General features: G+C 45.4%; 12 protein-coding genes and 2 tRNA genes. 9 read left to right on the top strand and 5 right to left on the bottom strand.

What is annotated here, in order from left to right; all coding sequences use genetic code 11:
- Positions 1-14: 14 nt before the first annotated feature.
- Both EKG38_RS15420 and EKG38_RS15415 read left to right on the top strand, forming a co-directional pair.
- On the top strand, positions 15-1,838 hold the full coding sequence (locus EKG38_RS15420) for an AsmA family protein (RefSeq protein WP_126521126.1): 1,824 nt from the start codon (positions 15-17) through the stop codon (positions 1,836-1,838).
- The gene (locus tag EKG38_RS15415) at positions 1,838-2,425 is read left to right on the top strand and encodes a BsuPI-related putative proteinase inhibitor (protein WP_126521125.1); all 588 of its coding nucleotides are present in this window, start codon (positions 1,838-1,840) and stop codon (positions 2,423-2,425) included. Before EKG38_RS15420 ends, EKG38_RS15415 begins: the two co-directional genes overlap by 1 nt.
- A 71-nt stretch (positions 2,426-2,496) precedes the next feature.
- Here the strand turns inward: EKG38_RS15415 and EKG38_RS15410 are convergent, their stop codons facing one another.
- The 3 genes from EKG38_RS15410 to gloB form a co-directional block, all read right to left on the bottom strand.
- Entirely contained in the window at positions 2,497-4,068 is a 1,572-nt protein-coding gene (locus tag EKG38_RS15410; RefSeq protein WP_126521124.1) for a methyl-accepting chemotaxis protein, read from the bottom strand.
- Between the two features lie 241 nt (positions 4,069-4,309).
- Positions 4,310-5,869 carry a LysM peptidoglycan-binding domain-containing protein gene (locus EKG38_RS15405; RefSeq protein ID WP_126521123.1) on the bottom strand — a complete coding sequence of 520 codons (1,560 nt, stop codon included), beginning with the start codon at positions 5,867-5,869 and terminating at the stop codon, positions 4,310-4,312.
- Between the two features lie 89 nt (positions 5,870-5,958).
- Positions 5,959-6,777, bottom strand: coding sequence for a hydroxyacylglutathione hydrolase (gloB, locus tag EKG38_RS15400; protein ID WP_126521122.1), 819 nt, complete (start codon positions 6,775-6,777; stop codon positions 5,959-5,961).
- A gap of 169 nt (positions 6,778-6,946) precedes the next feature.
- Here gloB and EKG38_RS15395 point away from each other — a divergent pair, with 169 nt between their 5' ends.
- Together EKG38_RS15395 and EKG38_RS15390 are read left to right on the top strand one after the other, a co-directional pair.
- Positions 6,947-7,681, top strand: a complete 735-nt coding sequence (locus EKG38_RS15395; protein ID WP_126521121.1) for a class I SAM-dependent methyltransferase — start codon at positions 6,947-6,949, stop codon at positions 7,679-7,681.
- Positions 7,682-7,780: 99 nt separating this feature from the next.
- Complete coding sequence (locus EKG38_RS15390) at positions 7,781-8,677, top strand: LysR substrate-binding domain-containing protein (RefSeq protein ID WP_126521120.1); 897 nt, start codon at positions 7,781-7,783, stop codon at positions 8,675-8,677.
- Between the two features lie 12 nt (positions 8,678-8,689).
- Here EKG38_RS15390 and rnhA read toward each other — a convergent pair whose 3' ends face one another.
- Complete coding sequence (rnhA, locus tag EKG38_RS15385; RefSeq protein WP_126521119.1) at positions 8,690-9,160, bottom strand: ribonuclease HI; 471 nt, start codon at positions 9,158-9,160, stop codon at positions 8,690-8,692.
- Between the two features lie 67 nt (positions 9,161-9,227).
- Between rnhA and dnaQ the strand changes: the two genes are divergently transcribed.
- From dnaQ to EKG38_RS15365, 4 genes are all read left to right on the top strand, one after another.
- The gene (dnaQ, locus tag EKG38_RS15380; protein WP_126521118.1) at positions 9,228-9,956 is read left to right on the top strand and encodes a DNA polymerase III subunit epsilon; all 729 of its coding nucleotides are present in this window, start codon (positions 9,228-9,230) and stop codon (positions 9,954-9,956) included.
- 78 nt (positions 9,957-10,034) lie between these two features.
- Complete coding sequence (locus EKG38_RS15375) at positions 10,035-11,282, top strand: TIGR03503 family protein (protein ID WP_246033187.1); 1,248 nt, start codon at positions 10,035-10,037, stop codon at positions 11,280-11,282.
- A 131-nt stretch (positions 11,283-11,413) separates the two neighbouring features.
- Positions 11,414-11,490 (top strand) — tRNA-Asp (locus EKG38_RS15370).
- A 69-nt stretch (positions 11,491-11,559) separates the two neighbouring features.
- Positions 11,560-11,636 (top strand) — tRNA-Asp (locus tag EKG38_RS15365).
- A 554-nt stretch (positions 11,637-12,190) separates the two neighbouring features.
- Here the strand turns inward: EKG38_RS15365 and xapA are convergent.
- Positions 12,191-13,015: a xanthosine phosphorylase gene (xapA, locus tag EKG38_RS15360; RefSeq protein ID WP_126521116.1), complete on the bottom strand. Its 825-nt coding sequence runs from the start codon at positions 13,013-13,015 to the stop codon at positions 12,191-12,193.
- Between the two features lie 132 nt (positions 13,016-13,147).
- Here xapA and EKG38_RS15355 point away from each other — a divergent pair, with 132 nt between their 5' ends.
- A complete protein-coding gene (locus EKG38_RS15355; RefSeq protein WP_126521115.1) occupies positions 13,148-14,077 on the top strand; it encodes a LysR family transcriptional regulator in 930 nt (309 codons plus the stop codon).
- Positions 14,078-14,119: the final 42 nt, after the last annotated feature.

Below are 14,119 nucleotides of genomic sequence, written 5' to 3'. Positions count from 1 at the left end.
AGATGGAACCTGTTATGAAAATATTGAAATGGCTTTTTGTTGTATTTTTTATTCTCATCATTTCATTGGCGGCCTACTTGACGCTGGTGTTTGATCCCAATGATTTTAAACCTCAGCTCGTTGATGCCGTAAAAGAGAACACGGGGCGCAACCTTGTGGTCGCAGATAAGTTGTCATGGACATTCTTTCCATCGATTGGCATAAAACTCTCTAAGGTTTCTCTATCAAACCCATCGGGCTTCGATACCAGCTCCATGTTGGAAGTGAATGAAATCGTTGCTGAGGTCGCTCTGATGCCTTTGTTCAGCAAGCAAGTTGAAATTGCTCAGCTGAATGTCGATGGACTGACGGTGAATCTTGAAACGCGTATAGATGGCCAAACCAGCTTCGATGGTCTTGAGGGGAGCAAGAGTGCAGATAAACCCGCTGCTGAATCGAGCGCTCAATCCGGTAAAGGTTTGGCTGGCTTGAATATCGGTGGTGTTGCCATCACCAATACCCAAATCCGTATGCTGGATGAAAAGACAGGGACAGAGCAACTCTTCAATCTGGAAAAGTTAACGCTAGGTCAATTTGCATTAGGGGAGTTCGCGCCACTGGAATATCAGTTTAATGCCGAGCTTCCGGATATGACCCTATCAAGCCATGGTGAAGGCCTGATTAAGGTAGACACTTCCATGCAGGCGATTGAATTAAAAGATCTCAAGATCAGCAACTCTGTTGCAGGAGAAGGCATACCGAATAAAAAGCTAGATATCAGTCTACTGACTCAGGTATCGATAGCGTTAGATAAAAAACGATTAAAACTCTCTTTAGAGGAGTTCATCGCCGATCAAATAGAGGCGAAAGGCGAGGTTAGCGTTGCCTACGGTGGTAAGGTGCCCAATATTGACGGCCAATTGAGCTTCGGTGAGATTGATTTAGATAAATTTATGCCCCCGAGCGATGCACCGAGTCAGTCAGACGCGAAAGAGAAGCAAGCTACATCGACTCAAGAACCGGATCTGTCGGCGATGAAGTTAGTTAACTTCAAGCTGAATGTGACCGCTGAGTCGATAAAGGTCGCCAATATGCTCACCAGCAAGTGGGTAATGAAGCTTGCACTAAAAGATGGCGTATTAAATCTGAGTAAACTTAACGCTAACCTGTACAAAGGTAAGCTGTCTGTCACCGCGCAAGTCGACGCTAGACAATCTGTACCGAGTTACAGTTTTGAGAAATCGGTAGAAAAGGTTCAGATCCGTGAACTGTTGAAAGATGCTGCAGATGTCGATCTATTAGCCGGCAGTGCAAACTTTACAGTGAAAGGGAATGGGAGAAGCTTAATAACGGCTAAGATGAAGAAAAATCTTGCCGCAAAAGGTCAATTTGAAGTTTCAGATGGTGCCTTATATGGTGTCAATATTCCTCAGATGTTGAGGGATGCGCAAGCCAAGTTGAGTGGCGATCTGTCCTCAACAGATAGCGTTGAGAAAAAAACCGATTTTACCAGTTTAACGGGTTCATTTTCGCTTGTTAATGGTGTTGCTTCTAACCCCGATCTACTCATGGCCTCCCCATTAATTCGACTGTCTGGTGCCGGAACCGCCAATATTGTCACAGAGGCATTAGATTACTCTCTAACGACCTCTGTCGTAGGCTCCCTCGAGGGACAAGGCGGAGGAGAGCGGGAGGCATTACATGGCGTCGAAATTCCCTTTGCTATATCAGGCACATTCTCTGAGCCAAAGTTCGCTCTCGATACCGCAGCCCTGTTTGATGCTAAGTTGAAACAGGAAGCCGAGAAAGTGCAAGATAAATTAAAAGATAGTCTCTTAAAGAAACTGGGTGGATTTTAATGAACAAGTTATTGCTCTTATCTCTTGGGGGGATCATGTTAACGGCCTGCTCTCAGGGGGCGAATAAGGACGCTGTCGCCGAGAAAGCCATCGCAGAGAAAGCTGTAGCCGAGAAAGTGAATGCAAGTGCGGTAGAGGTACCGTCAAATCTGGAGTTGCGAGATGACAAATTGATCCCAAAGCAGATTGAGCCAAAAGATGCGGTACAAACAGGCTTGTTAACGGGTGAGCTGCAAGTTACGCCAGATGATGGTTTGAGTGTCTTGTTGTCGATCACCAACAATCAAGCCTATGGCGTGCTCATTCAATATCGCTCGGGAATGACTGCCGACTTACAAATATTGGATCCACAAGGTGAAAAAGTCTGGGCTTGGTCAGACGATATGATGTTTACTCAAGCACTGAGAGACACCTCGATAGCATCGGGTCAAATGATTAAAGTAAACTTTACTGTCCCTGAAAGTGTGCTTAATAATCTCAAGGGCCGAGGTTATTCGCTGGTGGCAAAGTATGTGGGTCATGCAACTGAGTCCAACCGAGTCGCGATGACTGATGTCACCGTGTCACTCGACCCCTATATCAATTAGCTGTGTCTAAAGTGAAAAGCCAGTGTCTTTGTGGACACTGGCTTTTTTTGTCACCAATTAACTCACTTCAGTTAGTCGCGTTTGTAGCTATCAAACTGTTTTACCAACTCTAATTGCCTGCTGCTTTGCGCTGTGACCTCTTGGCTGCAGCTGGCTGCATGTTCACAATTTTGTCTGAATTTGTTGGTGCCGGACTCAAGATCCATCGCACTGGCATAGACTTGATTAATTACGGTGGACTGCTCTTCTGCGGCAACGGCAATCTGCTCACCGTTGGCTTCCATCTGGTGGAGTGCCTCACTGACAGATTGAAGACTGTCAGATAACATTTGATCCGATTCAACACTTTTTGATGTCAACTGGTGGCTCTGTTGCATCTGGCTGACAGCGTGAGCCGTGGTTTGGCTTAATGTATCTATGATGGACTGGATCTCTTGTGCCGATGTTTGTGAGTGATTGGCCAGACTACGAACCTCATCGGCAACCACAGCAAAACCACGTCCGGCTTCACCGGCGCGTGCAGCTTCGATTGCCGCATTGAGTGCCAGAAGGTTTGTCTGTTGGGCCAGGCTATCTATGACCTCCAATACAGACTTAACTTTCACGCACTGTAATTCGAGATCCGAAATTGACTGTTGGGACTCAGTTAACAGACCGGTGATCTCAGAGGTGGTTTTTTGGCTTGTCTCCAGTGCCGATTGCGTCATTTGGATCTTTTCTACCAGGGTAGATATCTCATCGGCCGAGCTGGTCGTACTTTGTGCGATGTCGTTAACCGCTTCATTCATCTGACCTATGGCCACGACGACCTGCTCAAGATTCGATGATTGTTCAACTAACTGAGTTTGATTGGATTGAGTCTGTTGATCCTGCTCCTCCATGCTCTCCTGAAGCCCTTCACCGCTGTCTTTGACGCGGCCAAGAATTGCAAGACACTCCGCTTTTTGCATCCTTAGACTCAATTCAAGATGGGATAACTCATCTTGGTAGCCTGTGTAGATAACTTGGTTCAGCGCGCTATCATGAACCTTTCTACTCATGGTCATCAGATGATTAAGTCGTTTGTTTAATCGACTCAATGGCAGTAAAAAGCTGAACAGGCCAATAGCACCTAACCCCAAGGCAACTGGGATAGACGAAGAAATAGTGGCCAGATAGAGCATCAAACATGAGATCGCCCAACTTAGACCTAAGGTTGGAACGATGGATAGACGATTCTTGGGTTTAATTGTTTTACCTGCATTGATGGCGTCGTAACAGGTTTGAGCCCTGGCTTTTAATAATGGCTCAGGCTTGGTTCTGACAGATTGGTATTCGGTTATTTTTCCCTGATGTCTGATGGGCGTGACGAAAGCATTGACCCAATAATACCGGCCATCTTTACAGCGATTCTTGACCAGCCCCATCCAGGAGCTGCCACCCTGAACGGTTTGCCAAAGATCTTTAAATGCTGCCTTGGGCATATCAGGGTGTCTGATGATGTTGTGAGGTTTACCGATCAGCTCAGACTTTTCATAACCACATGTCTGCATGAAGTCACTGTTTACGTGAGTGATGTGACTCTTAAGATCCGTTGTCGATAGAATTTTGTAACTGTCCGGGTAGGTGACTTCGTTTGCTTGTGGTTGATTCTGATTGTCCATAATATCGGTATCTATGTTGATTCGAGTTTTTATTGGTGAGGATTATTGGACATTTAACTTGCTAAAACTGTGATTATCAGCAACTTATAAGATACATTTCAGATGTTTTTTAATCTTGTGATGGAGGTCGCAATGAAGGGGGCAATCTGGTAGGAAGGGGATATGACTGCAACGGCTTGCGCTGCAGTCATAGAGGTGCTGATACCCTGTAGAGTTGAAACAGGGTCATGCTTATGAAGATTTAGGCCCGGACGTTGGTGACGTCAACATACAACTTCAACTTTTGTCCCGGTTGAATATACTTGCTCTTTTCGAGTGAGTTCCAACGCACGAGATCGTTGATTCTGACTTTAAATTTTGAAGCAATACGAGCGAGGGAATCCCCGGAACGTACGGTGTAATTGACCTTACGTGTAATAGAAGATGAACTCTGCTTACTGCTTCCCGTCCAGATTGCCAGCTTCTTCCCTATTTTTAGTTGATCTTTAGGCGCCATGCTGTTCCAGCTGGCGAGTTGAGATACCTTAACCTTATGGGCTTTGGCTATTTTCCACAGGGAGTCACCGGAGCGGACCTGATAGGTGATCTTTTGGCTGCCACGTTTAACATTTTGCTTTGAGATCTGTCTCTGCCCTAAAGATAGGGCATATTGCTCAGGGTTCTTGGCTGCCACGGGGATCAACAGGTGCTTGCCGGCGATAATGGTATTTCCCTTGATATCGTTAACGGCGCGCAGTGCTGAGGGGGTAGTTCGATATCGTTTAGCGATAAGCCCCAGGCTATCTCCGGATTTTATCTGATAACGTTCCCAGTTTAGTCTCTCTTTGGCGTCTGTATCGGCCAAAGCAAGGTTGAATCCTAATACTCTGTCAACCGGTAGAACCAAATTATGTGGCCCTTCCGGCGCCGTAGACCAGCGGTTGTATCCGGGGTTGAGCTTATGTAATTCTGAGGTCGTCATATTGGCAAAGCCGGCAGCCAGGGCTAAATCTATCTGGCCCTTTACATTGACCACTTCAATAATAGGTTCATTATCAATCGGACTTAGCTTAATGCCATATTTCTCGGCGTTTTTAATTACATCGGCTAAGGCAAGAAGCTGTGGAACGTATCGCTCTGTTTCCGTTGGCAGATCCAGTGACCAAAAGTCGGTCGGCTTGCCATTTTTCTTGTTTCTTTTAACCGCGTTTCTGACACGACCTTCGCCGGTGTTGTAGGCTGCAATGGCGTAGAGCCAGTTTCCATGGGTTTTCTTATACAGATATTCGAGCATATCTAATGCTGCCACTGTAGCGGCCGGAACATCCCGACGTCCGTCATACCACCAGTTCATCTGCAGACCAAAATGCTTCGCCATCGGGGAGGTAAATTGCCACAAACCCGAGGCTGCGCCGTGGGAATAGGCAAAAGGGTCGAATGCACTTTCTACTATGGGGAGCAGAGCCAGCTCGATGGGGAGATCGCGTTTTTCTATCTCATCGACAATCAGGTATAGAAATGGTGTGGCCCGCTCAGACACTCTGGCAAGATGTTGAGGGTGCTTGATATACCATTCCCGGTATTGCTTTACTAATTTGTGTTCGGGAACGGGTAGCGCTAATCCAAGACGAATTCGTTCCCAGACATCTGTGACCTCGACAACTTCAACTTTTGCCGGGGATTCAGAGTCCACGCTCGTGACAGCAGGTGCGGTCGGAGTGGTGTTTTGGTTTTGAGTGGCTTCAGGAGCCGGGACGTCAAGAGACTGACAAGCCGAAAGCAGGGAGAGACTCCCTGCAATTACAATAGTTTGTATGCGCATTAAAAAAACATTCCTTAATTTTGTCCCTCTGTTTTTTTGAAAACATGATAAAACGGGGACTTATTTAGCGCATCATTCTAATTTATTTTTTAGAAGTTGTCCTTCCATTGTCTGAGAAGCCCGAAAACGGTGACATTATCTGAGTGTTTAACCTCGAAATGGCTGGAAATTGAGCGCTGGATCGCCTGCGTATGACAGCGCAGGAAGGGATTGATACTAAGCTCTTGCCCTATGCTTGATGGAAGGGTCGGTTTTCCAAGCTTACGCTGTGCAAGACAGTCAGCATTGTGGGCTGCCAATGCTTTATTTTCTGAGTCGACTTCGAGGGCAAATTTAAGGTTTGAAAGTGTGTATTCATGAGCGCAATAGACCTGAGTATTGGAGGACAGTTTGGCTAATGTTTGCAGTGAGCGATTCATCTGCTCAGCTGTTCCTTCAAATATTCGACCGCAGCCTCCGCTGAAGAGCGTGTCACCGCAAAATAGGTGGCTTTCTATCAGATAGGCAATATGGCCTAAGGTGTGCCCCGGGACAGAGATAATCTTTGCCTTCGAGGTTATTTTTGACAGGCTGACCTCTGTTTGGGTCGATATCGGCGTCTTTATATGGGCGATATTTTCATTTGCCGGGCCAAAAATTTCTAATTCATGATCTGCGTACTCGATGAGTCTTTCAAGACCTCCGGTATGGTCCTCATGATGGTGAGTAATTAATACACCGGCCAAGATTTGTTTGTGCTCTTCCAGATGACCTATTACCGCCTCAGCATCACCCGGGTCGACGACATAAACAAAAGAGTGTGCTGCTTGGGAGATGACCCAGATATAATTATCATCAAACGCGGATATTGGCGTAATGGTTAAGCTATCAGAGCTGGATTGTGATACTGGCGATTGCGCGTCTTGCATACTGAGATCCCGATTCAAACAAATAATTGTACTGTGGTCAGTTTACTTAGCAATGCTATTGCTTGTATAGCGCTTTAACGCTTTAATAGTTTTATCATAAATATATATATCAGTATTTTACAAGATCATCTCTTCAAGTTGCGATTTGAGTGATCCACAGGAGTTAACATTGTCAGTTAATCCCAGGCCACAGCTACCCGAGCAATGGTCCCAATTGCCTGACGGCGAAACCATTAAGCTACATATTGAAAAAGAGCTGGCTCCCTGGTGGCCTAAGGTCTTTGGTTATCATATGTTGAGTCTGGGTGCCTTGAGTGCAGAGCTCGATATGCCAGGGTTACCCATTGGCAGACGCTTTTCTCTTTTTGATGGTGAAGGTGCAGCACTTCGAGCCGATTTTAGCGCATTACCGATACAAAACGGGGTGATCGATGCGGTGGTTATGAATATGCTGCTCGAGTTTGAGCCCGATCCTTATAAATTACTGCGCGAAACTGACCGGGTTTTGATATCGGGGGGGTACCTCTTTATCATAGGTTTCAACCCGCTAAGTCCCGCTTTTATTGGTAAGATATTGCCGAAACAGCAAGAGGCGTTTCCTTGGTGTGGCCGCTTTTTTATGCCTTCGAGGGTAAAAGACTGGCTTGGATTGTTAGGGTACCGGGTCGTTGGTGATGAGCGTTTGTTATATCACCATATGTTAAGTGATATTAATCAGGATAGTATATGGCAACATGCTTTAGAGGCATGGTTGCCAGGTTCCGGCAGTTTATATCTTATCGTTGCCAGAAAACTTGAGTCTCCCTTGACGCCTATTCATGAGAAGCGAAAAATCAGGCAACCCAAGTGGAGTACGGCGCCAAGTGCCGGGCGAGCTGGACATCATTCGAAGCAACAGAGTTAGCTTGAATGTAATGAGCATTCACATATTTTTCGTGTATACCAAACAGTTAATGCCGGTTGGTATAAAATCACTATCAAGTAAATTGTAGAATAGAAGCAGATGCGAATAACATTAAAACAGCTAACAATTTTTGAAGCGGTAGCGCGAAGTGGACAAGTTGCCCGTGCGGCTGAAATGGTTAACTTATCGGCTCCGGCAACCTCGATGGCACTGTCGGAACTCGAGAGTCAATTGGATGCGAGGCTATTTGAGAGAGTGGGTAACCGGTTGAGACTCAACTCTCAGGGCAGTTTATTACTGCCTTTAGCGACGGAAGCACTACAAAAGTTCGATCAAATTGAGCATCTTTTTTCTTCTCCCGAAGCGGAACTCAGTGGCACATTAAACGTCAGTGCCAGTTCTACCATTGGTAATTATTTGATGGCAAAAAGTTCGGTTGCATTTTGCCAGCAACATACCAGCGCGCTTGTGGATCTCGATATTACTAATACGCTTGCCGTGATTAAGTCTGTGCTCGAATTTCGCAGTGAAGTTGGATTTATTGAGGGCCAATGTCTGGATAGTCGAATAAGAGTCGAGGCCTGGCACAAGGATAAACTATTGGTATTTTGTCACCCGGCACACCCTTTGGCTGGTCAACGGGTAGCCCCGCAGGCTTTGAAAGGGCAGCCTTGGGTGATGAGAGAGGAGGGCTCCGGTACTCGAGATTATTTTATCAGCTCCGCTCAAGCGTTGGATATGCAGCCCATCGAAAGGTTTAACTTCTCAACGCCAGATGCCATCAAGCAAGCGGTAAAACAGGGCGCAGGCTTAGCCGTACTGTCAGAGCTTACGCTCGAGAAAGAGGTAAGCCGAAAAGAGTTGGCGATTATTGAAGTTGAAGGGCTGGAGCTGGAGCGTCACTTTTATCGGATTCATCACAAGAGTCGAAAATCGACCCCTTTGTGTGATGCTTTCATCGACTTTTGTAAGGGCTTTATTAATGTGGCTTCTTAATATCCATAGATATTATGCTTGATAGCCGATATCTTCTTGTTTAGGTTTTGCTTCTGCGGCGTCTCTGGCCAAAGTGTCGCAGCGTTCATTTTCGACATGTCCGGCATGACCCTTAACCCAGCGCCAGTCAATATCATGACCTTTACTCGCCTGATCTAATCGCTTCCACAGGTCGACATTTTTGACCGGCTGTTTACTCGAGGTGATCCAGCCCTTTTTCTTCCAGCCATGGATCCACTGAGTGATCCCTTGTCGCATATATTGGCTGTCACTGGTCAGCACGATTTTACAGGGTACTTTTAGTGCTTCTAATGCAATTATAGGCGCCAATAATTCCATGCGATTATTGGTGGTTAACAGGAAACCGTCAGCGATCTCTTTGGTGTGCTGCTTGTATTTCATCACCACACCATACCCTCCGGGACCGGGATTACCTAAGCAAGAGCCATCAGTAAATATAGAGAGCTGTTTCATACCCATCATCAAGTTGCTACCATAGTCAAATCGTTGGGCGAGTATACCCAAAAACTTAATAAGTGCTATTAATCTTATGAATATCGTTTCAAGTGCAAAACGTCAGGTTATTCTGGATACAGAAACCACAGGTATGAACCAAGGAGCCGGCGCCATCTACCTTGGACACCGTATCATCGAAATTGGTTGTGTTGAGGTGATTAATCGTCGTCTAACCGGACGCCATTATCATGAATTCATCAATCCTCAACAGATCATCGATGAGGAAGCGATTCAAGTTCACGGTATTACCAATGACTATGTCGCTAATAAACCCAAATTTGCCCAGATTTCACAAAGTTTTATCGACTTTATTGATGGTGCCGAAGTGGTGGCTCATAACGCGAGCTTCGACGTTAGCTTTATGGATCATGAGTTTTCTTTATTGCAGCCGCGAGGTCCGAAAACGGCAGATATCTGTCAGATTCTGGATACTCTTGATATTGCGAAGTTTTTGCACCCGGGGCAGAAAAATAACCTGGATGCCTTGTGTAAGCGATACGGGATAGATAACTCTCGTCGAGAACTCCACGGCGCTTTACTCGATGCGGAGATCTTAGCCGACGTCTACCTCATGATGACGGGTGGTCAGACTAAGTTCAACCTTTCCGGTGATAAGGCTGGAGAAGGGGAGGGAGGTATCATTCGTTTAAACAGTAATAGAGCAAATCTTAAAGTGATCAGAGCAACGGCCGATGAACTAACTAAGCATGAAGAAAGATTAGATTTAGTTGCAAAATCAGGACAATGTATTTGGCGAGGATAGCGTCACTTTATGACTTTAATGAAGATTAAGAATAAACTTGTTAGCTCACTTATAGCGCTGAGTATTGGCTTGAGCACCATGGCCGTAGCCGCTGTTGTGCCGTCAGAGAAAGCTCATGAGCTCAAAAATCGTTTTCGAATCGATCATATGGTCGATAGCCTGACGTTAGTTATTCAACGTAAGTACGGCAGCGGCCCCGTTGTTATCGTTTTACCCGATGGTAGTAAATGGTATGCCAGTCGTCATCCCAAGCAGGTTAAATGGGTTGATGGTCTCAGTGGTGACATTGTGACTATCGAGAAGCCTATGCCTGGTCCATGGCAGTTACTCGGGCGCGTCGTTAAAGGCTCCACAATAAAGAAAATCTCAAAGTTAGACATCTCTGTCGAGCCTTTCCCACAACCTCTGTTCCAAGGGGAGCGCTTAAAAGTCACGGCGCAGCTATTAGGCGATGAACAGCGCATTAGAATGCCTGGGTTAGATTATCTGTTCGAGTGGACAACTAAATTTATCAGTGACCATCAGGTCGGTGAAGAAAATTTTGCTACGGGGAATATTATTGTAGGCTCCTATAAAGACAATGGAGAAGGGTTAGATGAACGTCCAGATGATGGTCTGTTTACCGGGAAAATCAATTTAACTCAAGCCTGGGGGACTTATGATCTTCATGTAAATGCGAGAAATAATATTTTTTCGAGGGACTTTCATCATAAGTTTGTATTGTCTCCTATTCCCATAAGTGTCGATGTCATCGAACCTGAAGACCCACTAAAAGACAGGTGGAAGTTATTTGTTAAGGTCAATGACGAGGCGGTGAGGTTAGACGAAACACATTTAGATTTTGAATTAGTAGGACCGGCGGGACTGCAACTTCCTATTACTATCAATGGTCTTGAAGAAACAGAAAGTGAGTTGTTACTGCCAGAAGTTGCAGAGTTTGGCAGCTACCGCATTAAAGGTGTCGCGGCAACGACCACACTTAGCGGAAGAGAGATCTTACTCAGTATGCCTGAGCGGTTCTTCAACTTGATTGAGCCACCGGAGCCTCCGCCAACAGCCGAAGAGTTAGCGGCTATCGCGGCGAAGAAAGCGGCTATTGCAGAAAAGAAAGCCAAGGATGATGCTGTTTTTTGGATCATATTAGTTAACTGTGGGTTATTAGTCTTCGGTATTCTAGGTTTACTTATCTGGCGTAAACGTCGCAACTTGAAAGAGGCGTTAGCGGCAACTCAGTTACGTTTAGATGAAGAGAAGGCAAAGCAGAAGGAGCTTGGACCGGCGTTAGATGAAATTGATTTAACTATGCCGGAAGATCCACCTTCATAAATACGGCTGTTTAGTTTGAAAATGCAGCGAATACCATTGAATCGCTGCTTTTTTAACTAAACAGTTTAACTCTTAAAAAAATTGATTGACGAGACCTACCGACCTATATATTATTCACCGCAACTTGATGTGGAGCGGTAGTTCAGTTGGTTAGAATACCGGCCTGTCACGCCGGGGGTCGCGGGTTCGAGTCCCGTCCGCTCCGCCAATCAAGTTACTAAATTTAGTTTTATTGTTAGTGACATAACGATGAAATAGCTGTAAAGCAATAAGTTTAGGAGCGGTAGTTCAGTTGGTTAGAATACCGGCCTGTCACGCCGGGGGTCGCGGGTTCGAGTCCCGTCCGCTCCGCCAAACAACGAAGCCCTTGTCGAAAGACAAGGGCTTTTTTGTATCTGAAAAATACAGAACATATTCATCCAGTTTAAGAGCGGTAGTTCAGTTGTGCCAACAATGTTCCATACATTGTTATGGCATACACTCCATCCATGGAGATATTAGCTTCTTTTGAATAGATAGCTTGTACATCCCTGTACAGTGCCAGTTCGTCATCCATGACTCTCGTTCATGAGCTTATGGCTTTACCATATTCACCCTGTCTCACGTGCCGAAGGCACATTCGAGTCCCGTCCGCTCCGCCAAACAATGAAGCCCTTGTCGAAAGATAAGGGCTTTTTTGTATCTAAAATTCAGTAAAATTTAATTTAGAACGGTCACTCTCGACCATCTATGGTCTTTATGACTGTCTTGATGGCATTAAGCTTCCATGCACATCGTAGTTCAGTTGTGCCTCTCTATGTTTAAAAGAAGTGTTCCATACATTGCTATGGCATACACTCCATGAAAACATGGATGTTTGAATGCCGCAATAATAGGATATTTAGGAGCGGCCCATGGAGGTATTAGCCTCAAAAATGATTTGCCATAAATGCCTTGATTAGGTTGATAAAGTCATCCTGGGCTAACTTCGCACACTTCAGTGTTTGTTCATGAGACAGGGCGACATCTCCTAAGCCCTCGGCCATATTAGTGATTGCACAGATAGCTAGCACGGGAAGGTTACAGTGGGCCGCAGATATGACCTCAGGTACCACAGACATTCCGACAACGTCACCACCTATGATCTGCATCATGCGTATTTCGGCTGGGGTTTCGAAATTCGGACCACTGTAAGAGACAAATACCCCTTCATTGGCATGAATATTCTCTCTTTTTGCCACCTCTAATGCTTCCATACGTAAGGATTTATCATAAGCATTCGCTAAGCTGAAAAAACGTGGCCCATAGGTGTCATCATTACGACCAGTCATGGGGGTGCCAGGCATGGTATTGATGTGGTCATTGAAAATGACGAGGGAGCCGACGTCGATAGTCTCGGGGCGTAAAGACCCGGCGGCATTAGTAACGATTAGCAGTTCGCAGCCTAAACGTTTAAACGTACGCACCGGATTTGTCATGACTTTCATGCTTTGGTGTTCGTAGTAATGACCGCGGCCTTTCATACAAACAACGTCGATACCATTCATTCGCCCCAAGACTAACTCGCCAGAGTGACCTTCGACAGTGCCGATTGGGAAGCCATCAAGCTCTTCATAGGCAATACAGACTCTATCTTCAAGTTCGTCTGCAAGGACCCCCAGGCCGGAGCCTAAGATGAATGCCGCTTTGGGACTGAAATTTGGTTTAAGGGCTGAAATGGTGGCTAGCGCATTGTCTACAGGATCGCTCTTCATGGTCTCTTCCTTTCTGATTAATTATCTTAGGTTTAATTTACCCCAAGCTTTATTCTCAATTAATCACTAAATCCCGCCAGATTATCCTGGTTTGCAGTACAATGTGGCTATCTAAATATCAGGAACCGGATAATGGATATTAATGAAAATGTACTAAATGGACGTATAACATTGAAAATGCTTCGTTATTTTTATGCGGTGTCTCAATGTATGCATTTTGGGCAAGCTGCAGAACAGCTTAATATCTCAAAATCGCCCTTGAGTGCTCAAATTAAAGAGTTAGAGTCTGTGCTGGATGTGACCTTGTTTGAGCGTACGACCCGCCATGTTCAGCTGACTGAAGTTGGTCTGTTATTGCAGCAGGAGTGTGCACTACTGTTTGATATGTTTCGTGACTCGATCAATAAGGTGACTAAGGCTGGCCGGGAGCTAGATAACACAATCAACATAGGTTTAATGAGCTCGATATTTTGGGCCGGTTTCGGGACGGCTCTGAGAGAGTTCAAAAAGAGTTATCCGGAATATGTCTTTAATTTTATTGAGTTGGCGCCAGAGAAGCAGAAACAAGCGTTAATCGAGCATCGTATCGATATCGGCTTGGCTCGATTTGCAGATACCCGTAACATTCATCCACTCAGTGCAAAGCTATTATACGCCGAACCCATGTGTGTATTGGTGTCCGATGAGCACCCGTCGAAACTGAAGCAAAGTCTCAGTTTAGATGAGCTTATTAATGAAGAGTTTGTGTTTATGAAGCGTACTAACTCTGCATCCACCGATATGATTATTGAGGTACTTTTAGAGTCTGGCTTTTACCCTAAGGTGACTCAGGAGGTCATTGAACCGACGACGTTAATGGCAGTTGTGGCGACGAGCACTATGGTGTCTATTGTTCCTCAAAGTTATCGTCAACATCAATGGAAAAATGTATGTTTTATTCCGTTAAAAGAGACCATTTCAGCCGATATTTACGCGATTTATGACAGCGGGTCCGAAAGAGGGTCCGTCAGTGCGTTTTTAACCGCGATACCTAGTTTACTCAGTCAACAAAATATCAGCTAGCGGATGAATTCGAATAGATGTCCCCCTCAAATGTTCACCATT

The sequence above is a fragment of the Shewanella canadensis genome (assembly GCF_003966225.1).
Classification (GTDB): Bacteria; Pseudomonadota; Gammaproteobacteria; order Enterobacterales; family Shewanellaceae; genus Shewanella; species Shewanella canadensis.
The sequence above is the reverse complement of the archived record's forward strand: the minus strand, read 5'-3'. Positions and strand labels throughout refer to the sequence as shown.

What these genes read in the sequence shown, in the direction of transcription:
- EKG38_RS15405 (WP_126521123.1), bottom strand. Translation starts at nt 5,869, where the DNA reads ATGCGCATACAAACTATTGTAATTGCAGGGAGTCTCTCCCTGCTTTCG.
- EKG38_RS15420 (WP_126521126.1), top strand. Translation starts at nt 15, where the DNA reads ATGAAAATATTGAAATGGCTTTTTGTTGTATTTTTTATTCTCATCATT.
- EKG38_RS15390 (WP_126521120.1), top strand. Translation starts at nt 7,781, where the DNA reads ATGCGAATAACATTAAAACAGCTAACAATTTTTGAAGCGGTAGCGCGA.
- EKG38_RS15410 (WP_126521124.1), bottom strand. Translation starts at nt 4,068, where the DNA reads ATGGACAATCAGAATCAACCACAAGCAAACGAAGTCACCTACCCGGAC.
- gloB (WP_126521122.1), bottom strand. Translation starts at nt 6,777, where the DNA reads ATGCAAGACGCGCAATCGCCAGTATCACAATCCAGCTCTGATAGCTTA.
- rnhA (WP_126521119.1), bottom strand. Translation starts at nt 9,160, where the DNA reads ATGATGGGTATGAAACAGCTCTCTATATTTACTGATGGCTCTTGCTTA.
- xapA (WP_126521116.1), bottom strand. Translation starts at nt 13,015, where the DNA reads ATGAAGAGCGATCCTGTAGACAATGCGCTAGCCACCATTTCAGCCCTT.
- EKG38_RS15375 (WP_246033187.1), top strand. Translation starts at nt 10,035, where the DNA reads ATGGCCGTAGCCGCTGTTGTGCCGTCAGAGAAAGCTCATGAGCTCAAA.
- EKG38_RS15415 (WP_126521125.1), top strand. Translation starts at nt 1,838, where the DNA reads ATGAACAAGTTATTGCTCTTATCTCTTGGGGGGATCATGTTAACGGCC.
- EKG38_RS15355 (WP_126521115.1), top strand. Translation starts at nt 13,148, where the DNA reads ATGGATATTAATGAAAATGTACTAAATGGACGTATAACATTGAAAATG.
- dnaQ (WP_126521118.1), top strand. Translation starts at nt 9,228, where the DNA reads ATGAATATCGTTTCAAGTGCAAAACGTCAGGTTATTCTGGATACAGAA.